This is a genomic window from Sodalis sp. (in: enterobacteria) (assembly GCF_051710625.1).
Classification (GTDB): domain Bacteria; phylum Pseudomonadota; class Gammaproteobacteria; order Enterobacterales; family Enterobacteriaceae; genus JBPESN01.
Map to the genome: position 1 here is coordinate 1 of NZ_JBPESN010000030.1, position 20,029 is coordinate 20,029.

Annotated in this window: 19 protein-coding genes and 5 pseudogenes; 6 read left to right on the forward strand and 18 right to left on the reverse strand. The window is 57.2% G+C overall.

The features are described from left to right. Nucleotides 1-177: 177 nt before the first annotated feature. The gene (locus tag ACTBDU_RS09105; RefSeq protein WP_438806250.1) at nucleotides 178-444 is read right to left on the reverse strand and encodes a helix-turn-helix domain-containing protein; all 267 of its coding nucleotides are present in this window, start codon (nucleotides 442-444) and stop codon (nucleotides 178-180) included. 244 nt (nucleotides 445-688) lie between these two features. Here ACTBDU_RS09105 and ACTBDU_RS09110 point away from each other — a divergent pair, with 244 nt between their 5' ends. Further along, entirely contained in the window at nucleotides 689-853 is a 165-nt protein-coding gene (locus ACTBDU_RS09110; protein WP_438806271.1) for a helix-turn-helix domain-containing protein, read from the forward strand. 509 nt (nucleotides 854-1,362) lie between these two features. Continuing rightward, nucleotides 1,363-1,842, forward strand: coding sequence for a YtfJ family protein (locus tag ACTBDU_RS09115; protein WP_438806251.1), 480 nt, complete (start codon nucleotides 1,363-1,365; stop codon nucleotides 1,840-1,842). Here ACTBDU_RS09115 and cysQ read toward each other — a convergent pair. Both cysQ and ACTBDU_RS09125 read right to left on the reverse strand, forming a co-directional pair. Then, nucleotides 1,788-2,534, reverse strand: a complete 747-nt coding sequence (gene cysQ, locus ACTBDU_RS09120; protein WP_438806252.1) for a 3'(2'),5'-bisphosphate nucleotidase CysQ — start codon at nucleotides 2,532-2,534, stop codon at nucleotides 1,788-1,790. The two genes, ACTBDU_RS09115 and cysQ, sit on opposite strands and share 55 nt — an antisense overlap. A 204-nt stretch (nucleotides 2,535-2,738) precedes the next feature. Beyond that, a pseudogene (locus tag ACTBDU_RS09125) lies at nucleotides 2,739-3,383 on the reverse strand (FKBP-type peptidyl-prolyl cis-trans isomerase). Between the two features lie 193 nt (nucleotides 3,384-3,576). Here ACTBDU_RS09125 and ACTBDU_RS09130 point away from each other — a divergent pair. The 3 genes and pseudogenes from ACTBDU_RS09130 (at nucleotide 3,577) to ACTBDU_RS09140 (ending at nucleotide 4,642) form a co-directional block, all read left to right on the forward strand. Beyond that, entirely contained in the window at nucleotides 3,577-3,870 is a 294-nt protein-coding gene (locus tag ACTBDU_RS09130) for a hypothetical protein (RefSeq protein ID WP_438806253.1), read from the forward strand. A 211-nt stretch (nucleotides 3,871-4,081) separates the two neighbouring features. Beyond that, nucleotides 4,082-4,530: pseudogene (locus tag ACTBDU_RS09135) on the forward strand (LysM-like peptidoglycan-binding domain-containing protein). Beyond that, on the forward strand, nucleotides 4,472-4,642 hold the full coding sequence (locus ACTBDU_RS09140; RefSeq protein ID WP_438806274.1) for a hypothetical protein: 171 nt from the start codon (nucleotides 4,472-4,474) through the stop codon (nucleotides 4,640-4,642). Before ACTBDU_RS09135 ends, ACTBDU_RS09140 begins: the two are co-directional and overlap by 59 nt. 67 nt (nucleotides 4,643-4,709) lie before the next feature. Here ACTBDU_RS09140 and rplI read toward each other — a convergent pair whose 3' ends face one another. The 5 genes and pseudogenes from rplI to ACTBDU_RS09165 all read right to left on the reverse strand — a co-directional run bounded on the left by rplI (nucleotide 4,710) and on the right by ACTBDU_RS09165 (nucleotide 7,046). Further along, on the reverse strand, nucleotides 4,710-5,162 hold the full coding sequence (rplI, locus tag ACTBDU_RS09145) for a 50S ribosomal protein L9 (protein ID WP_438806254.1): 453 nt from the start codon (nucleotides 5,160-5,162) through the stop codon (nucleotides 4,710-4,712). Nucleotides 5,163-5,228: 66 nt separating this feature from the next. Continuing rightward, nucleotides 5,229-5,456 carry a 30S ribosomal protein S18 gene (rpsR, locus tag ACTBDU_RS09150; protein WP_005974788.1) on the reverse strand — a complete coding sequence of 76 codons (228 nt, stop codon included), beginning with the start codon at nucleotides 5,454-5,456 and terminating at the stop codon, nucleotides 5,229-5,231. A 4-nt stretch (nucleotides 5,457-5,460) separates the two neighbouring features. Further along, nucleotides 5,461-5,784, reverse strand: a complete 324-nt coding sequence (gene priB, locus ACTBDU_RS09155; RefSeq protein WP_438806255.1) for a primosomal replication protein N — start codon at nucleotides 5,782-5,784, stop codon at nucleotides 5,461-5,463. A gap of 3 nt (nucleotides 5,785-5,787) precedes the next feature. Continuing rightward, on the reverse strand, nucleotides 5,788-6,183 hold the full coding sequence (gene rpsF, locus ACTBDU_RS09160; RefSeq protein ID WP_438806256.1) for a 30S ribosomal protein S6: 396 nt from the start codon (nucleotides 6,181-6,183) through the stop codon (nucleotides 5,788-5,790). A 252-nt stretch (nucleotides 6,184-6,435) separates the two neighbouring features. Continuing rightward, nucleotides 6,436-7,046 (reverse strand): annotated as a pseudogene (locus ACTBDU_RS09165) (serine aminopeptidase domain-containing protein). Nucleotides 7,047-7,297: 251 nt separating this feature from the next. On the opposite strand from ACTBDU_RS09165, the gene ACTBDU_RS09170 reads away from it, so the two are divergent. Next, nucleotides 7,298-7,480: a YdgH/BhsA/McbA-like domain containing protein gene (locus ACTBDU_RS09170; RefSeq protein WP_438806257.1), complete on the forward strand. Its 183-nt coding sequence runs from the start codon at nucleotides 7,298-7,300 to the stop codon at nucleotides 7,478-7,480. Nucleotides 7,481-7,501: 21 nt separating this feature from the next. On the opposite strand, the gene rlmB is transcribed toward ACTBDU_RS09170, so the two are convergent. The 10 genes and pseudogenes from rlmB to mutL form a co-directional block, all read right to left on the reverse strand. After that, complete coding sequence (gene rlmB, locus ACTBDU_RS09175; protein ID WP_438806258.1) at nucleotides 7,502-8,239, reverse strand: 23S rRNA (guanosine(2251)-2'-O)-methyltransferase RlmB; 738 nt, start codon at nucleotides 8,237-8,239, stop codon at nucleotides 7,502-7,504. A 341-nt stretch (nucleotides 8,240-8,580) separates the two neighbouring features. Next, nucleotides 8,581-10,911, reverse strand: a pseudogene (gene rnr, locus ACTBDU_RS09180) (ribonuclease R); the annotation flags it as partial. A 449-nt stretch (nucleotides 10,912-11,360) separates the two neighbouring features. Continuing rightward, nucleotides 11,361-12,659 (reverse strand): adenylosuccinate synthase, encoded by a 1,299-nt coding sequence (locus ACTBDU_RS09185; protein ID WP_438806259.1) that lies wholly within the window; start codon nucleotides 12,657-12,659, stop codon nucleotides 11,361-11,363. A 101-nt stretch (nucleotides 12,660-12,760) separates the two neighbouring features. Then, complete coding sequence (locus ACTBDU_RS09190; RefSeq protein WP_438806260.1) at nucleotides 12,761-12,961, reverse strand: DUF2065 domain-containing protein; 201 nt, start codon at nucleotides 12,959-12,961, stop codon at nucleotides 12,761-12,763. 64 nt (nucleotides 12,962-13,025) lie between these two features. Continuing rightward, complete coding sequence (gene hflC / locus ACTBDU_RS09195) at nucleotides 13,026-14,042, reverse strand: protease modulator HflC (RefSeq protein WP_438806261.1); 1,017 nt, start codon at nucleotides 14,040-14,042, stop codon at nucleotides 13,026-13,028. 3 nt (nucleotides 14,043-14,045) lie between these two features. Next, a complete protein-coding gene (hflK, locus tag ACTBDU_RS09200; protein WP_438806262.1) occupies nucleotides 14,046-15,266 on the reverse strand; it encodes an FtsH protease activity modulator HflK in 1,221 nt (406 codons plus the stop codon). A gap of 58 nt (nucleotides 15,267-15,324) precedes the next feature. Beyond that, a pseudogene (locus ACTBDU_RS09205) lies at nucleotides 15,325-16,258 on the reverse strand (GTPase). Between the two features lie 97 nt (nucleotides 16,259-16,355). Further along, nucleotides 16,356-16,661: an RNA chaperone Hfq gene (gene hfq / locus ACTBDU_RS09210; RefSeq protein WP_438806263.1), complete on the reverse strand. Its 306-nt coding sequence runs from the start codon at nucleotides 16,659-16,661 to the stop codon at nucleotides 16,356-16,358. A gap of 113 nt (nucleotides 16,662-16,774) precedes the next feature. Continuing rightward, nucleotides 16,775-17,716, reverse strand: coding sequence for a tRNA (adenosine(37)-N6)-dimethylallyltransferase MiaA (miaA, locus tag ACTBDU_RS09215; RefSeq protein WP_438806264.1), 942 nt, complete (start codon nucleotides 17,714-17,716; stop codon nucleotides 16,775-16,777). Continuing rightward, nucleotides 17,709-20,009 (reverse strand): DNA mismatch repair endonuclease MutL, encoded by a 2,301-nt coding sequence (mutL, locus tag ACTBDU_RS09220; protein WP_438806265.1) that lies wholly within the window; start codon nucleotides 20,007-20,009, stop codon nucleotides 17,709-17,711. Before mutL ends, miaA begins: the two co-directional genes overlap by 8 nt. Nucleotides 20,010-20,029: the final 20 nt, after the last annotated feature.

Consider the following 20,029-nt stretch of genomic DNA (forward strand, 5'->3'; position numbering starts at 1 on the left):
CGAAGCAGCTCATGAAATTACCGACTATATCGTGGGATATTACAGTGCACTCAGGCCGCATAAATATAATGGTGGGTTGCCACCAAACGAATCAGAAAATAGATTCTGGAAGAACGCTAACGCGGTGCCCAGTTTTAGTTGACCACTACACAGATAGACATTTTTGATAGTTTCCATCTAAGCAGATTTATGTTTCTCGCGATGGTAACGGCTAGGCCAAACTACTGTCGGGTTAACTCTAATAGCTTGAGCTATAGTTTGTTGATAACAATTAACTCTTCTATGGAAAACATTGCGAATTGAGTTTTCACGCAAACCGAGCTTCAGCTTTAGTGTGCGTAAGCTGAAGCCTTTCTTATCCAATGCCGTGATGATCGCTTTACTAGACCAGTCATGCCCCACATCAACGAACAAGCTGGTCATGTCTTGTCTCGGCAACTGCATTGTGTGATCTTCTAAAGTTTATCAAAGGCGATAATTAAATGTGATTATTATCTCGTATGAATATACGCGCATAAAAATCCAAAATCAACACATGTGTGCGGATTATTCGCACGATTTTTTCTAGTGCAGCCGGATAAGAGAAATCATAATGAATTCATCTGATTACGACTAAAAATCCGCGACGGGTACAAAAATCCGTGGACGGATTTTTACAGAGTCGGGAATAATCCGTTTTCCCGAGCGCCTGAAAGAAGCCATGGAAAAAGCTGGATCCCTTAGCAATAGCTTATTGGCCAAAAAATCCGGCATCTCTGAAGCCGTCATAAGGAAGTATTTAAAAGGAGAGTCCTACCCCACGCGTGAACACCTCTCTTTGCTTGCTAATGATTGTGATTGTACTATTAATTAGCTAGCTACAGGAAAAGAGAGTGGATACGGTGATCGCATGAATAGTGCGGAAAACATCGCACATTCGCATGATTCCGTTACGGGAGAATTCCTTTCGGTATTATCACGAGTAAGCCAGGAGCAGAGAGAGGAACTGCTTACCGTCATCCCCGCTAGGGGAATAGCATCACTTCTTAGCCTAAGTGATGATCTGAACATAAAAATCTTACAGCTTCCTCCTGAAGAAAAAGAGCGGCTAATGCGGCTCTATGACCAAATCAAAAAGGGGGCTAGTGAGGTTGGTGAAGTAGCATCAGAAGATAGCCTAGCAAGCGAACGCAGAAGGGCCGTTTAAAAAACTATAAATTCCTTGTTTATTTTTAGCAACATAATTTTTAATGAAATAATTTTTAAACGGCTTTCAAATTTATCCAAATTACAATCAATCCAGTCCAGAATCAGTAAAATCACTGTAAGCCGCGCTAGTAAAGGGCTTCCAGCTAATCCATCGTTCCCCTTGAGAGTCCAGAAATGCTTGCCACCCAACAAGCCAGCCTACCGCGGGATTATTACCAAACGACGACAATCGTGGATCGCGGCGATGCTTTTTTTGCTACCGGCTGGTTTATTCGCCATCAACTCGAGGCCAGCCGACGCCGCTACCACTGGTCGCAAATCATTGAAGATGCAGACAGCGTAGTGCGCCATACCTGGCAGTTGAAAAGCAAAAGTTCAGCAATCGTAGTGCTTAACGCGCGCGGGGAAGTGCAATGGGTGAAAGAAGGGCTGTTGCCGTTGGAGGAAGTGCGGCAGGCGGCAGGTTGTCGCGCTCATTCAGCGCCTGCTGCGCGAGCAAAACCACTAAGCGCGCGCGGCCTCAAGCCGGAGGGCAATCGCGCAGCGGGGGCACGGGGCCCTCCAGCCAACCGCGGCGGTGACACCGCGCTACGCCGGACTCAGAACAGCGACACCCTGAAGCCGGGATTGAGGAAAGACTCGCGCGGGGTGTAATCTAGCGGCCGTCCCTGCCAATCATTAACCTGGGCGCCGGCCGCCATCGCCACCGCGTGTCCCGCGGCGGTGTCCCAGACGCTGGTCGGCCCGAAACGGGGATAAAGCTGTGCGGAACCCTCGGCCACCAGACAGAACTTCAGCGAGGAACCCATCGTCACCGTCTGATGCTCACCTAAATGGGCCAGGTAATCCTGCAGCTCCGCATTGTTGCCGTGAGAACGGCTCACCACCACTAGCGGCGGACGCGCCTCTTTGACTTCGATCGTCTGTCGTTCGCCATTCTCGTCGATTCGCCAGACTTTGCCATCCGCGGCGGCATAAAGCCTATCGGTCACCGGGGCATAGACCACCCCCATCACGGGCTTACCCTCCTCGATTAACGCGATATTGACGGTAAATTCGCCGTTACCACGCAGGAACTCTTTGGTGCCGTCCAGGGGATCTACCAGCCAGAAACGGCGCCAGTGCTGACGAAGGGACCAGTTCGGCGGATCTTCTTCAGAAAGGAGGGGAGTATCCGGCGCCAGCGCCTGCAATCCGGCGGCAATGACCCGATGTGCGGCCAGATCGGCGGCGGTCACCGGCGAGTTATCTTGCTTCTGATCCAGCTCCAGCGGTTTGTCGCCGTTGTAGACCTGCATAATAGCCGCGCCGGCCTCGCGGGAAAGCGCGATGATGTGTTCAATCATGATACACCTCGAAGATGAGCCTTACGTAATCATAGTATTTTTTGCCCGGCGTGATAATGCTTCGACACACAACGGCGCAGAAGTTCAAATCGCCGCGCCGCCGAGAAGCCGCCAGCGCGCGTAAAGGGCAACACATCAGCTCAGCGCGCAGCAAGGCCAACTGATAAGCGCGCCGAGAACAGCTGGTCGGCGCGCTTATCAGGTTTACAGAATTTCCAGCAGTTCCACTTCAAAAATCAGCGCGCTGAAAGGCGGAATGGACGCGCCGGCGCCACGCTCGCCGTAGGCCAGTTTGTGGGGAATATACAACTCCCACCGGGAGCCCCGCCCGGCATTAACGTCAACGCTTCGATCCAACCGGCAATCACGCCGCTGACCGGGAATTCCGCCGCCTGGCCACGCTCAACCAAACTGTCGAATACGGTACCCGCCCAGCAGCCGGCCGGTGCGGTGTAAATGCACCTGCACGCGATCCTGCCGCTAGGGGATGGGACCCGCGCCTTTGCGTCAGCACTTTAAGCTGCAGGCCCGATTCGGTCAGATTGACCCCTTCCTTGCCGGCATTGTCCGCCAGGGATTTATTGCCTTCCACCGCCAGATGCTGCTGGCGCTCCTGACGTACCGCGTCGGCAAGTTCGTGGATGGTACGCGGCGCGCGATGAATCACGTCTACCGGCACCGCCGGGGCATTGCCTTCCAACGCATCGTGCAAGCCGGCCAACAGGGCATCGGGCAACAGGGCATCGGGAACAGGCCTTCCAAACCGGATTCCACCAGTTGCTGGCCTACCTGCAGGCCGATACCGTAGTTCGCCTGTGCTTCTACGCTATCTAAAGGAGGGTTGATCATAACTTTTCCTTGAAATCTTAAAAAGCGAAAGGCGTAGCATAACAGCGCGGGCGGTTGGGGTAAAATGCCGCGCGCAATTAGTATGACACCGCCCCTTAACCGCAAGACGCGGTATGAAATAGGCATGGAGCTTCATCCCGCGCCGCTCTATACTTCATCAGGTTACGGCAACAGTTTTGCAAGAGAGGTCATCATGGGCAGAATCGTGCCCAGGAAGAATACGTCCCCGGGCTTTTCGCTGCCGGGACTGGCCGACCCGCGGGAAAAATGGCAGCGCTGTTTCGGCCCCGATGATGACGTCAGCCGGGCGTCCGGCGAGGACGATAAGCGTACGCTACAACGAATTCCCGACGGACAGGATAGGTTCGCCATAGCCTCGAAGCAGGATGCATCCTACGCCCTGGCCATCGGCAGTGCCGTGGACAAGGATGAGCCGCAACCGACCTCCATCGGCAGCGCCGGCGCCGGGCGCCCTTCTTATCCGTGACGCTGTCGCAACGGCCGATAGGCAGGGCGCCGCGACCGGAGACGAGTCCTTCATCACGCCCCCCGGCAGCGGCGGTCATCGCCCTGACTATCTGGCAGGGGTTGCCGCCGCGGACGGACTCACCCCCCCCGCCACGCGCCACTCGGATGCGGCACAGCGCGGGAAGACGCTGTTGGCGACATTGCGGCATCTGCCGAACGATTTTAAATAGATGGACCCGCTGCCGCCCTTGCATCGTCGCTGGCTGCTGATTGTTGCCCTGATGGTCGCCATTGTTTTGCTTTGGCCCTATAGCCCGCAGACACCACCCGCGTCAACGATCCGTAACGACGCGCCGCCTGGGGCTGCAGTGCAGGCCAAGCTGGTGGACAATAGCGCCGTCGCCGACAGCACGGATAACCGCCACGTGCAAACCTACCGCCTCGCCGACGGCCAGACGTTGGCACAGCTGTTTCGCGCGCATAATTTGCCGGTGGCGGATGTTTTTGCCATGGCGCAGGTGGAGGTAGCGATAAACCGTTAAGCAGCCTGCAGGCCGGGCAGGAAGTGCGGATAGTCCAGAATGCGCAGGGTGTGGTAACGCTGCTGGAGATTGAAACCGGTGCCGCCGGTCCAGTACGTTTTTCGCTACAGCCCGACGGCAGCTACCAACGGCGCTAACCATGCCATCAGCAGCGCCGCTCCCTTCGCCATTGACGCCAGCAGTGCGATGGCTGGCGTCAATGGTCACGCTGACGCCGCCGCGGCCATCGGTATCATCGCGTCATCCTGATCGGGCCCGATCGGAAAAGCAAAACGCCGGCACAGGGCCGGCGTTTTAACCTCACATAATCGCGAGATTACGCTTCGGGAACAATCACCACATTCAGGCTGGCGAAAACTTCGCTGCGCACCTGGATGCTGACGTCGTGGTCCCCGGTCGTGCGCAGAACACCGTTCGGCAGACGCACTTCGCTTTTAACGACGTTGATGCCTGCAGCGGCGATCGCGTCGGCGATATCGCGGGTACCGATAGAGCCGAACAGTTTACCTTCGTTGCCTGCTTTAGACGGGATAGTGACGCTGCCCAGTTCATTGATTTTTGCAGCGCGTGCTTCAGCCGCAGCCTGGGTTTCCGCCAGTTTGGCTTCAAGCTCGGCGCGCCGCGCCTCGAAATATTCCACGTTTTTCTTGGTGGCCGGCACGGCTTTGCCCTGCGGCACTAGGTAGTTACGAGCGTAGCCCGCTTTAACGTTAACCTGTTCACCCAAATCGCCCAGGTTGGCGACTTTATCAAGCAGAATAACTTGCATTACCTCATCCTCTCAAAGACTTAGTGGACGATAACCGATAACCGATAACCGATAACCGATAACCGATTACTGATGACGATCAGTGTACGGCAACAGGGAAAGGTAGCGCGCACGCTTGATCGCGCGGGCCAGCTGACGTTGGTATTTGGCGCGAGTACCGGTAATACGGCTCGGAACAATTTTACCGCTTTCGGTGATATAGTTTTTCAGCGTAGCGATGTCTTTATAGTCGATCTCAACAACGCCTTCCGCGGTGAAACGGCAGAACTTGCGACGGCGGAAATAACGTGCCATGGGGCTAGTCTCCAGAATCTATCAAATCAATCTGCTCGGCATGCAGAACTATTTTGCTGAGGCCATTGCGCCCTTGATGGCAACTAATAAACCCCTGCACAGTAATCTGCGCGCCGACCGTTATACTGCGAGTAATATCGAGTGTTTGTTTTCCACTGACCACCACGGGGAGTCGGCACCATGCCTGGCGTGAAAAACCGGCTTCCTGCTGCACAGAACGGTGCTCAAGCACGAACTGGCAATGCGGAATACCTGACGACGGGCTGACCTTTCGAATAGGTGTCTTGCACACGGTGCCCGACAGCATCAGACGGTTCGCCGTCATCATCGATTACTCTTCAGAATCCCCAGAATCAGAGTCTTTGTTGGTTTCAGTGGCGAAATCTTCACGGCGCTCGCGGCGTTCGTCTTTCGCTTTAACCATCGGAGATGCTTCAGTCACCGCGTGCTTAACGCGCATGATCATGCTGCGGATAACGGCGTCATTGAAGCGGAAAGCTGTTTCCAGCTCGTCGATTACTTCCTGCGGCGCTTCTACGTTCAGCAGAACATAGTGGGCTTTGTGCAGTTTGTTGATCGGGTAAGCTAGCTGACGGCGGCCCCAGTCTTCCAGGCGGTGGATCTGGCCTTCAGCACCGGTAATCAGGGCGCTGTAGCGTTCAATCATGCCGGCAACCTGTTCGCTTTGGTCAGGATGAACCATAAAAACGATTTCGTAATAACGCATAGAATTGCTCCTTACGGATTATTCAGCCTCCTGTCAGGGTCACAACCGCGGCCCATGGAAGCAAGGAACATGATAAGTGTACGGTCGAAAAATGACGCCCAATTGTACTTATCCGGCCGGCCAAACACAAGGACCGCGGTGGATTACTTCCGCTATCGACGTCGAAGCGCCAGCGTTGCGGGCGTTAGGTTAACGTTGGCCATAGGACTTCAGGCTTTGGGCTTAAGGCTTCAGGCCTCAAGCAGCCGGTGCTTATAGCGCTTCGCGGAAAAAAGCCACGGTGGCCGCGAGCGCCCCCACGGTGATTTTATGACCAATGTCTGGCTCGGTTAAGATAGCACACCCGATGATGACCCTCCCGCGCGCGCGGCGCCTGATACAGCCGCACCCTCTCCGCCGGCGGCACCAGCGGATCCGCCTCACCGTGCCAAAGCAGCAACGACCGGTCATGCAGCTTATCCAGCCGCTGAAACACATCATAGTCCGCCAGTGCCCCCAGTGCGGTCATACCGGCCATCGAGGCGCCACAGACGCTGACGCGCCGGCCGTCAATCTGTCCGAGCTGGCAATAATGCGTATACAGCGCAGGTAATTCATCGATATTTTTGCGTAGAATACCCCAAAAATGCCGCAGGCGGCGTTGCTCATCGCCGTCAAAACGGGCACCATGCATAAGAGCATCCGGCAAGATCACACGGAACCCCGGCCTGCGCCAGCGCATAGCCGAAATAGTTATAGACCTCTTTGGACGAGGTGTAGCCATGGTAAAAGAACAGCGTCGGCCGCGGTGAAGCATAAGCGCCCGCCGGCAGCGCATGTATCACTTCGATGTAGCCGACGTACTCCTGATGCATCTCGACCATGGCCCCCCGTTCGCCGTCACACATACGCTACACCGTCCTGTCGCAGCAGCGACCGGTCATTACCATAATCACTGCAGACCGGTTTCGCTATACTTTAATCACCTATGCATTGCGGATATTTGGCTATGAAATGGCTTTCTACACTGATCCTCTTTTGCGGCCTGCCGTTAGCGGGATGCAGCGTGTTGAATGGCAAACCGATGTCGCCGCCGGTTCCGTAAGAACAAGCGGTCAAAATCAGCCGCAACAATATGGTGGGTTCGCTGACGCGGGCGGGCAAGGTCACAGTGGATGAACGCGGCAGCCCGATGGACGCTAAAAACGCCCTTCAGCGCCAGGCGGATGAACATCAGGCGCGCTACTACCAGATCCTGATGATCGATGAGACGGTGACCCCCGGCGTCTGGCACGCCGGGACGATTCTTTACCGCTAGCGTGCGCCAGCGGCCGCAGGGTTACTTCTGCCCCCGCTGCCGCACGGCTTCAAACAGGCATATCCCAGCGGCAACCGACACATTGAGTGACGAAACCGTACTGGCCATGGGGATGCTGATGAGCTCATCGCAGTGTTCGCGCGTCAGGCGTCGCATGCCTTCACCTTCCGCACCCATGACCAGCGCCAGCGGCCCGGTCAGTTTACTTTGATAAAGATAGTGGTCCGCTTCGCCGGCAGTGCCAACTATCCACACATTGTGCTCTTGCAGCAGACGCAGCGTGCGCGCCAGATTGGTCACGCGAATAAGCGGTACGGTTTCCGCAGCGCCGCTGGCCACTTTCTTGGCGGTAGCGTTAAGCGGCGCCGCGCGATCGCGCGGTACGATCACCGCATGCCCCCCGGCGGCGGCGGCACAGCGCAGGCACGCCCCCAGGTTATGCGGGTCGGTGACGCCATCAAGCACCAGCAGCAGCGGCGCGGCCTGCTGCGTCAGCAGCGGCGGCAGATCGTTCTCCTGGTATTGGCGCCCTGCCTGCAAACGGGCGACGATGCCTTGATGAACGGCACCTTCCGCCTTCTCATCCAGCCACTGGCGGCTTACTATCTGGATAACGATGCCCGCGTTCTCTAACTGCTGAAGCAGTGGCTGCAAACGGCGGTCGTCACGCCCTTTTAGCAGATATACATCCAGGAAACGCTGGGAATCATGCTCCAGCAGGGCCTGTACGGCATGAATACCGTAAATAATTTCGCTCATGATCGTCTTTCATCGTCAACGGGCCTGGCTGGCCCGTTTGGGTTATGCCAATTAATGGCGCTTGCCGACACTTGGCTTTCTGAATGACCGGACGCCGCGGCGGATTTCCTGCCGCGGCGCGGTTTACCGCCGACGGCTTTATTGCGTGATGCCCCGTCCTTGGACGGTTTATTACGGGGCGCTTCCTCAGAGGCCGGTTTAGCCGGCGCGGAAAAGGCGTGGTGGCCGCTCCTGCCACGTTTCGCTCCCCCCTGCGCCGGCGGGGCCGGCTGGCCGCCGGGGAGCGGCCGAGACGCGTTTTGTCCACCGCCGCGCCCGCCGCCCCCGTTTCCCGTCCCCGCCGCCGGCCGGAATGCACTATCAGGCTCGAAATTAGCGGGCTGTTTACCGCTACGGCGACGTCGTGAGGGTTTGCCCTCGTTGCCGCCTCGGGTCGCCTGCTGCTGACGCTGGCGCGCGGTTTTGCCTGCGCCTCGCGGCTGACGGCGGCTGGAAATCAAGGAAAAATCGATCTTGCGCTCGTCCATATGCACGGCTTCGACGCGGATCTCAACGGCATCGCTGAGCCGGTACACTCTACCGCCGGATTCCCCTATCAACCGCTGGCCGATGTTGTCATGACGATAGTAGTCATTGTCCAGCGACGAGACATGCACCAGACCATCGATAAACAGTTCATCAAGACGCACAAAAAAACCAAAGCTGGCCACGCTGGTAATAATACCGCTAAACACCTCACCAACATGATCCTGCATAAAGTCACACTTTAACCAATCCGCCACGTCGCGGGTCGTTTCATCGGCGCGACGCTCGCTCAGCGAACATTGCTGGCCCAGCCGCAACATTTCTTCCAGTTCGGAATGCCAACCGCCGGTTGGCGTGGCGCGGCCGTCAATCTCACCGTTTTGCTGGCCGAGAAGATATTTGATCGCCCTGTGCAGCGCCAGATCCGGATAACGGCGAATCGGCGAAGTAAAGTGGGCATAGGCCTGCAGGGCCAGTCCGAAGTGGCCGCGGTTTTCCGGATCGTAAATCGCCTGCTTCATCGATCGCAGCAGCATGGTTTGGAGCATTTCGTGATCCGGCTGGCCAGCGACCAGATTCATCATATCGGCATAATCCTTCGGTTCGGGTTTATCGCCGCCGCCGAGCGTCAGCCCCAGCTCGCCCAATACTGTGCGCAACGACGTAATGTGGTCATTGCTTGGCCTATCATGCACGCGATAAAGCGCCGGCTCTTTGTGCTTTTCAACAAAGCGCGCCGCGGCGATATTCGCCAGGATCATGCACTCTTCGATCAGTTTATGGGCATCATTACGCTTCACCGGCTCGATACGCTCGATGCGGCGTTCTGCATTGAAAATGAACTTGGCCTCTTCGGTTTCAAAAGAGATGCCGCCGCGCTGGACTCTGGCCTGCTCCAGCGTCTGATACATTTCATGCAGTTGCATTAGCGGCTTGACGAGCGGCGCGTACTGGGTGCGCAATTCCTGCTGCCCCTGCAGGATCTGCCAGACCTTGTTATAGGTCAGGCGCGCATGGGAGTTCATCACCGCTTCATAAAATTTATAGGATGAGAGGCGTCCCTGAGCAGAGATGGTCATCTCGCACACCATACACAGCCTGTTCACCTGTGGGTTTAACGAACACAGGCCGTTGGATAGCACCTCGGGAAGCATCGGGATCACCTGTGAAGGGAAATAAACTGAGGTGGCACGCCGGCTGGCCTCCTGATCAAGCGGCGTATGTGGGCGGACGTAATAGCTCACATCAGCAATCGCCACCCACAGTCGCCAGCCTCCGCTGCGTTTTTTCTCGCAGTAAACCGCGTCGTCAAAGTCACGCGCGTCCTCGCCGTCAATGGTCACCAGCGGCAGTGCGCGTAAATCGATACGCCCGCGCTTGGCTGCTTCCGGCACGTCTTCTTGCAAATCCGCGAGCTGCTGCTCGACTTCCGGCGGCCAGACATAGGGAATATCGTGCGTGCGCAACGCGATATCCACCGCCATACCGGTACCCATATTATCTCCGAGCACTTCCACCACTTTACCTATGGCTTTGGTACGCCGGGTCGGGCGCTGCGTCAACTCCACCACCGCCACGAACCCCATGCGGGCGCCCTGGGTTGCCTCCGGCGGAATCAGAATATCGAAACTGAGGCGGCTATCGTCCGGCACGACAAACGCGCTGCCGGCATCGGTGAAAAAACGGCCCACGATCTGGCTGGTTTTCGGCACCAGCACCCGCACAATGCGCGCCTCGCGGCGGCCTTTGCGGTCCGCGCCCTGGGGTTGCGCCATGACCACATCGCCATGAATGGCCATTTTCATCTGTTCGACGGACAAATAATAGTCATCCTTGCTGCCTTCGACGCGCAGGAAACCAAAGCCGTCGCGATGACCGATGACCGTACCGCGCAACAGATCCAGACGCTCCGGCAGCGCATAGCATTGGCGCCGGGTAAAAATCAATTGCCCGTCCCGCTCCATGGCGCGCAGGCGGCGGCGCAAACCTTCCAGTTGATCTTCGCCGCTGATGTCCAGCTCTTGCGCCAACTCCTCGCGGCTGGCGGGCTTTTCCCGCTTGGCTAGATGGGCGAGGATAAATTCTCGGCTGGGAACCGGGAATGGGTATTTTTCTGCCTCTCTTTCCAGAAAGGGATCTTGTGACATCGTGCTACCTCCATAATGTCAAAACAGGTTGCCGTGCCGCTAACGGGCACGCGCACATCTATGTAGAGCGGCGGTCAAGGTTATCATGCCGGCCAACCAAGGCGTGGGCTGATGCAATAAACCGTGTGGGCGCCTGCGGCAACACCTGTTTTTAACGGCAGGCGAAATGTCAATCTTGTGTCCCGCGCTACAACCAGCCGGCGCGCTGCGCGCCGACCTAAATACCGCTGTCGTTGGCAAGCCCGCCAAACCCTGGCGGGGTTAACTGTGTCGGTAAAAAGGAAAACATGAACAATAAGAGTAACCTTTGAGAACCAAACAGGCCATAAGACTTGTCGGGGGCAATGAGGGCATGCGCGGTAACGGCAGGATAACCTATTGACATATAAGAACAAACCGGGACACGCCCGGGTTGCTCTCTTTTTTACTTTTTCAACGTCCGACGACCATCAGGCGTCAAACGGATCGCGTAAAATCATGGTTTCGCTTCGGTCAGGCCCGGTCGACACGATGTCCACCGGCACGCCGGTGACCTCTTCGATACGCTTGATGTAGCGACGAGCCGCCTCGGGCAGCTTGTCGAACGACTTCACGCCGAAGGTGCTTTCGCTCCAGCCCGGCATGGTCTCATAAATCGGCTTAATGCCTTCCCAGTTTTCCGCCGCCAGCGGAGTACTTTCCACTACGCGACCGTCGGGCAGGCGATAGGCGGTACAGATTTTCACTTCCTGCAGACCGTCAAGCACGTCAAGTTTGGTGAGGCAGAAACCGGAAAGCGAGTTGATCTGCACCGCGCGGCGCACCGCTACCGCGTCCAACCAGCCGGTACGACGGCGGCGGCCGGTTGTGGCGCCGAATTCATTACCCTTGGCGCACAGGAATTCCCCCGTGTCGTCAAACAGCTCGGTGGGAAACGGGCCGGCGCCGACGCGGGTGGAATAGGCCTTGACGATACCCAGAACATAATCCACATAGCGCGGGCCAAGGCCGGAACCGGTGGCCACGCCGCCGGCCGTGGTATTAGACGAGGTGACGTAGGGGTAGGTGCCGTGATCGATGTCCAGCAGCGTGCCCTGGGCACCTTCAAACATCATTAGATCGCCGCGTTTGCGGGCGCTGTCCAGCAGCTCGAAAACGTCCACCACCATACCGGTCAGAACGTCGGTTACCGCCAGGATATCGTCCAGCACCGTTTGGTAATCCACTGCGTCAGCCTGGTAATAATGCACCAGCTGGAAGTTGTAGTAGTCCACGACTTCTTTCAGCTTGGTGACAAACGTGTCCTTGTTGAACAGATCACTCACGCGCAGCGCGCGACGCGCCACTTTGTCCTCATAGGCCGGGCCAATGCCGCGACCGGTGGTGCCGATAGCTTTGGCGCCGCGGGCCTTTTCGCGCGCAACGTCCATCGCAACATGATAGGCAAGAATCAGCGGGCACGCCTCGGAAATCAGCATGCGTTCGCGTACCGGAATACCCCGCGCCTCCAGCTCACCCATTTCTTTCATCAGCGCTTCCGGCGACAGCACGACGCCGTTGGCGATAATGCTGACAACGTTTTCACGCAGGATGCCTGAGGGGATCAAATGAAGGACGGTTTTTTCACCGTTGATGACTAAAGTATGACCGGCATTGTGTCCACCCTGATAGCGAACAACATATTTAGCCCGTTCGGTCAGCAGGTCGACGACCTTGCCTTTACCTTCGTCACCCCATTGGGTGCCCAGTACGACGACGTTCTTACCCATCTCTTAACTTCACCAGATTGCTTAAAAATGGATTCTACCATCTGAATCTACGACTTTCAGTACTTTTTGACGCCGGTTCGCGCTGTTTTTTCGCGCTGCGATCACGCGCTTATTTTGCTACGCAACATGTAGTAGATGACGCAGCCGGCGACCACTAAACCGCCGCCGAAACGGCGCAAAAGCTGATCCGGCAGCGTCGCCAGCGAAGCTATCATCTTGCGCCAAACGGCGGGAAACAGCATCGGCCCCAACCCTTCCAATACCAGCACCAGCCCGAGCGCCATCCAAATCGTCGGATTCATAATATTTCCTCAAAGTAAAAAAAGGCCCGAAGGATCGGGCCTGATTAACTGTGCGGGGCAACCGTCAGGGACGGCGGCTGACCACGGTATCTTCCGGCGACTTCATGAAGCGGAAGAAATCGCTTTCCGGGCTCAGTACCATCACATCATTGTTGTTGTTGAAGCTGTTCTCATACGCGCGCAGGCTGCGGATAAAGGCATAGAATGCAGGATCCTCGCTGAACGCATCGGCGTACAGCTTGGCGGTTTCCGCATCCGCCTCACCGCGGGTAATCAAAGCCTGCCGCTCGGCTTCGGCCAATGTACGAGTCACTTCGTAATCCGCCGCGGCGCGCAGCTTCTCCGCCTCTTCCTGGCCCTGGGAACGATGGCGACGGGCGACGGCTTCACGTTCGGCGCGCATACGCTGATAGATGGCGTCGGACACTTCCGTCGGCAGGTTGATTTGCTTGATACGCACGTCGACAACTTCGATCCCCAGCGCCGCCATACTGTTCGGATTCACCGACGGCTGCGGGCCGTTGGTTTCACGCTCTACCCGCGCGGCGGCGGAAGCGATGGCGTTGTCAGCCGCGGTCGCCTGCGTCTCTTCATCGTCGCCGGACGTGCCGTTATTTAACGCTTCGCGCACATCGGTCATCAGACGGTTGCGGGAATCGGTGACAATCCCTTTAACATCCAGCCGGCCGAGCTCCGAGCGCAGACGGTCGGAAAACTTCCGTTTCAGCAACACTTCCGCCTGCGACACATCACCGCCGCCGGTCGCCAGATAATAACGGCTGAAGTCGCTGATACGCCATTTAATATAGGAGTCGACAATCAGGTCTTTCTTTTCCATGGTGACAAAGCGATCGGCCTGGTTTTCCATGGTCTGAATGCGCGCATCAAGATTTTTAACCGTTTCGATAAACGGTATTTTCATGTGCAGGCCGGGGTTGTAAATCAACGGCTTGTTATCGCCGTCGCGCAACACCTTGCCAAAGCGCAGGACGATGCCGCGCTGGCCTTCCTGCACCACAAACAGTGATGCATACAGCACCACCAGCACTACGAGCACAATAAGCAATAAAAACTTACGCATCGGTTATTCCCTCCCTTCGCGCGTGGTATCGGCACGCTGTGCATTGGCGCGTCGCTGATCCATGAGGGTTCCGCTGGCGTTACCGCCCGCGGCAGGCAGCCGCAGCAGATTAAGGGCATCGCTGCCCGAGCGGGGTTTGGTATTGCCGGCAGGCGCGTTGCGCAGCATCTGATCGAGCGGCAGCACCATCAAATTATTGCTGCCCTTGTCATTGACCAGAATTTTGCGGGTGTTGCTCAGCACGCGCTCCATGGCGTCGATATACAGACGCTCACGGGTAATTTCCGGCGCCGCTTTATATTCCGGCAGTACTTTGGCGAACCGCTGGACTTCCCCCTGCGCTTCCAGCACCGTGCGGGCTTTATAGGCGCGTCCCTCTTCTAGGATACGCTGCGCTTGGCCGTTGGCGCGCGGCTGAACTTCGTTGGAGTACGCTTCGGCTTCGCGGATATATTGCTGTTCATTTTCCCGCGCGGCGATAGCGTCATCAAACGCCGCCTTCACCTCTTCCGGCGGCCGTGCGGCCTGGAAGTTGACGTCCAGCAGGGTAATGCCCATGTTATAAGGCTGAATAGTTTCTTCCAGCACGCGCTGGGTGTCGCTGCGCACCACGGTGCGGCCTTCGGTCAGGATGCGATCCATTGTATATTTACCGATAATGCCGCGCAGGGCGCTGTCGGTGGCCTGACGCAGGCTGTCATCAGCATTGGTTACGCTGAACAGGTAGCGCTCAGGGTCGGTCACGCGATATTGCACGTTCATTTCCACGCGCACGACGTTTTCATCGGAGGTCAGCATCACGCCGGACGCCGCCAGCTCCCGTACCGACTCCACGTTGACCGCGGTCACAATGTCGATGAGGGTCGGTTTCCAATTCAGGCCGGGCTGAACCAGATGATCGAATTTGCCGAAACGCAACACCACGCCGCGTTCCGCTTCCTTGATCGTATAGAAGCCGCTGCCCGCCCAAATGACCACGACGGCCGCGACCGCCAGACCGATATAACGACCGCTTCTACCCGGCGCGCCGGTGCCGGTGCTGCCGCTTTTGTTGCCGAACCCGCTCAGCTTGCGGCTGAGTTTACGGAAGATATCATCCAGATTGGGCGGTCCTTGTTCGCGTCCGCCTTTATTATTATTTCCGCCAGAGTTGCCGCTATTATTATTGCTGCTCCCCCACGGGTCGCGGTCATGTCCCTTATTACCGGGCTGATTCCACGCCATATTTTAGCTCCATTTTACTTTAATTAGTATTCTTCAGGCTTGAGTTCCCAAAGGACGGTCAGACAAGGTAGTTTACCAACGCTATTTCCTGCTTACATAACCGATGCCAGTCGATAATGGGCAATCTTACGACCAGCCCCCCGCTGCCATCTTCTTTAACCCACTCTTTTTCAATGGCCTGCAGTTGATAAAAACGACTGCGCCGCCGGCCAGCCGGCGGCGCAGACGGAGCTCATGGCGCGCAATTTCACCTGCCAGACGCTCGGTGAGCGCTTGCATCAGCAGCGCCGTACCTTCACCGCTGTAGGCGGAAAGCCACACCCGGACAGGAAGGTTTTCTTCATCGCGATCGATGCGCGGCACGAAATCGTCAAGCAAATCGATTTTATTCATCACCAACAATGTCGGAATATCGTTGGCTTCAATTTCGGCCAATACCTGATCAACCACGTCAATATTTTCACTAATACACGTGTCGGCGGCGTCGACAATATGCAGCAGCAAAGTAGTTTGCCGCGTCTCCTGCAGTGTCGCCTTAAATGCCGCGACCAGGTCGTGCGGCAAATGGCGGATAAAACCCACCGTATCTGCCAGAACGGTATCCCCCACATCGCCGACATTGATGCGCCTGAGCGTCGGGTCCAGCGTGGCGAATAACTGATCGGCCGCATAAACGCCAGCCTCGTTCATCCGATTGAAATTGAATAAGGTAGATTTTCCGGCGTTGGTATCCCCCAACAGCAAGACGGTGGGCACATCCGCGCGCGCGCGCGCGGGCACGGGCGCGCCGGCCCTGTTCACGCTGCTTTTCCCTCGACGACAAAATATTTGGCATGCGGCGCCTTGCGGCTGCCGGTAACGACGTGCAGCGCCGCTACCCCGGCGGAAGATACCAGGAATTCAAACTCCTGCAGGTCTTCCATATCCTTGTCTTGCGAGAAAAAGATGTGAACCAGCATGGCCTGCTCACCGGCATCGTAACGGTCAAACAAGCGTACAACCTCTAATGCGGGTATACCGCAGCTATAATCGGGCCTTAGCGCAGACAGCACGCTAAAGCACCGCAAATGGTCAACACAAGGATACGCCTTATTCGGCGTCATCGCTTTCCGGCTGCGACGCTTGCGAAGCGGGGGTGCTGCCATGGTGATAATTACTGGAACCGCCGCTCGGATTGCTATTGTGATGCGATACGGAGCGCGACGGTACGACAGTAGAGATGGCATGTTTGTAAACCATCTGGCTGACCGTGTTTTTCAATAAAATGACAAACTGATCGAAAGATTCAATCTGGCCCTGTAGTTTAATGCCATTCACCAAATAAATAGAAACCGGAACACGTTCCCGACGCAATGCGTTCAAGAACGGATCTTGCAAAGATTGCCCCTTAGCCATTCTGTCTTTTCCTTATGTGCTTGTTGTTTGTAACAAGAACCATGTGGCTCTAAATAAAATAATCGTTGTAAAAAAGCGCGTTCAGTACCATCAATTGTACACAATCACCCAACCTATGCACTAACAACCTGTAATACCCTGTCAAGGGCGACGACGGGCTCATCGCTATCCAGCCAATGAACATCGTGCCACCCGCGCAGCCAGGTCATCTGGCGCTTGGCAAGTTGTCGTGTCGCACAAATTCCGCGGAACACCATGTCATCATAATCGGTTTCGTCGGCCAGATATGACCACATCTGGCGATAACCGACGCGACGGATGGATGGCATTTCCCTGTGAAGATCACCTCGGGCAAAAAGCGTACTGACCTCGTGCTCGAAACCGGCGGCCAACATCTGATGAAAGCGCTGCGCGATACGCTGATGCAGCAAAGCGCGGTCAAGCGGTGCGATGGCGAATTGATGTACCCGATACGCTAGCGCTTCACCGGATATTTTTGTCAGTTTCGTTAGAGTGTTACCTGAAACGAAAAAAACTTCCAGTGCCCGCGATAGTCTCTGCGGATCATTAGGATGAATACGATTTGCCGCCATCGGATCGATCTGTTGCAATTGCCGGTGTAACGCCTGCCATCCCATTGTTTCCGCCTCGCGTTCAATGTGCGCGCGCACTTCGGGATCTGCCGGGGGCAAGGGGGATAATCCCTCCAGCAGCGCCTTGAAGTAGAGCATGGTCCCACCCACCAACAACGGTATATGACCGGCCTCGGTGATCTCTGCCATTTCCTTAAGCGCATCACGGCGGAAATCCGCCGCTGAATAAGCCTCCGCCGGATCGCGGATATCTATCAGGCGATGTGGCGCCCGCGCCAGCTCGTCGGCGCCGGGCTTCGCCGTGCCGATATCCATACCGCAATAGATCAGCGCGGAATCGACGCTGATGATCTCCACCGGCAGATGTTGGCACAACGCCATCGCCATCGCGGTTTTGCCGGAGGCGGTTGGCCCCATAAGGAAAATGGCCTGGGGCCCGCGCGGAAATGTCGCCTCAGTCATGGTTCAGGGTTTTAATAGCGGCCTCAAAATTCAATGTTACCAGAAGCCCGTCGGGCGGGGCTTTCACCCACTGCGGACAAAGCCGCTCCACCTCGGCAAGCAATTGTATCGCCCGGGAATGGCTCCAAGCGACCGATTCGTGCTGCAGCCGGCGGGCAAGCCAGACCGCAACCTGGTGATGCGTCACCGACGTTTCACCTCCCAGGTAGCCTAACAGGTCTGGAATCAAGTTTTGTAAATTTTGTTGGCGTAATGGTAAAGGTACCGCATTCAGTATCGCATGATGAACATGTGCCTGTAGCGCAATACCCATTTCCTGCAGCAGCGGCTGGTGGCGTTTGAGTGCCGCAATCTCTGCATCGCGCAGCGTCATACGCAGCGGAATCAGCAGTGGCTGAGCGCGCAGCGTCGCGCTCCCCGGCGTCAGTTGGCGTTCGGTCAGGCAGCGTTCGGCAACCGGCAGCGAGAGTAGCGCCAGACTGCCTGCCGATTCCACCAGCGCGTAGCAAGGCGGCACCAAGGTCAACACCCGGCCGAACGTGTGCGGATTTCCGACGACGCTCTCCCCGACGCTGACGTGGGCAGCGCCGCTGTGAGCGCCGGCGAGCGGGTGGGCATCCTCGGTATTGGCTTGGGCGGGATTGGCGCCGCTGTCCCGTTTGACCGACGCGGCGCCGGCTGAGTCAGCCTCAGCGGGAGTCAGCGTGAATGGAACCTCTTTGTCGCTCTGCCCGTGACGGGCGCCGGCGGCATAGTGGCCCCCGGGGGCCTGACTAACGTCAGCGTGCCCCGCGTCGTCAGCCGAGAGCGGTGCGTCATCAATTGACGACCAGCCACCCTCTGCCGGCCGACGCTTAGCGAATATATCGCGCTGTGCTGTTTGTGTCTCTTGCGGCAACGGCGCTGTCTGCATCAGTTGCCAGTAAAGGGCCCCTTCTTGACGCTTGAAACCCGCACCGCCGGCGTAGCCGTTGCTGCGCTCCCGCGCCTGGCTACCGCCGGCGCTATGCTGACGCGACGACACCGTCCCGCCTACGACCGCAGGTTGGCTATCGCCCTCCCCATCTCCGCCGATCTCTTCCTTCAGGCGCCTCGCCTCGGCGCCGGCAGCCGCCGAAGGCCGCTGCCCGGATGCGGCTGGATCCGCCGGCAAGGGTGATAATGTTTCACCGTCGGCCTGCTGCGCCGCCCATCGGGGGTAGGTCTCGCCGGCGGGTAGCGTGAAATGATTGCGCCCAGCCGCCTGACGGTTTTCCGGCGCGCGCGGCCCTTCCTCAGCCATCGCCAGGCCAGGAGCCGTGCTTTGCTGCAGAACGGTCATTACCGCCTGGTAAATAAAGTCATGCACCAGCCGCGCCTGGTGAAAACGCACTTCGTGTTTGGCGGGATGGACATTAACGTCGACCTGATGGGGCTCCACGTCAAGAAACAGCACGAAAGCCGGCTGCTGCATCCCCGCCAGCTGTTCCTGATAGGCCTGCCGGATGGCGTGGTTGATTAGTTTGTCGCGCATCGTGCGCCGATTGACATAACTGTATTGCATCTCGGGCAGTTTTCCGCCCGACGGATCCGCCACCCAGCCGTGAATAGCCAAATCGCCATGCTGCCAGGAAACGCTCAAGGCCCGCTCGACGAAAGCCGGGCCGCATAGCGCGCCCAGCCTGCTCAGATGCTGGCCGGGCTGGCTGGGCGCGCGGTATTGGCGAAACGTTTTGCCGTTGTGCTGCAAAATAAACGCCACGTCGAATCGTGCCAGCGCAATACGGCGGATGATTCCATCAATATGGGTAAATTCGGTCTTTTCGGTACGCATAAACTTGCGCCGGCCCGGCGTGTTATAAAACAGATCCAGCACCTCCACCGTCGTTCCCACCGGATGGGCGGCAGGTTTCAGCGTAACCGCCAAATCGCGACCCTCGGCGTAGGCTTGCCAGGCCTCGCTTTGCGCAGCGGTGCGCGAGGTCAACGTCAGACGCGACACGGCGCTGACGCTGGCCAGCGCTTCGCCGCGAAAACCCATGCTGGTAATAGTTTCGAGGTCGTCCAGGCTGGCGATTTTGCTGGTCGCGTGGCGGGCCAGCGCTAATGCCAGCTCATCTTTATCGATACCGCTACCGTTATCCCGGATACGGATGCGTTTGGCACCACCGCGCTCGATATCGATTTCAATGCGCGTCGCCCCGGCGTCAAGACTATTTTCGACCAGTTCCTTTACCACCGACGCGGGACGTTCCACCACTTCACCGGCGGCGATTTGGTTGGCAAGCTGTGGCGGTAACACCTGTATCGGCATAATAATCGGGTTCCTCTGCC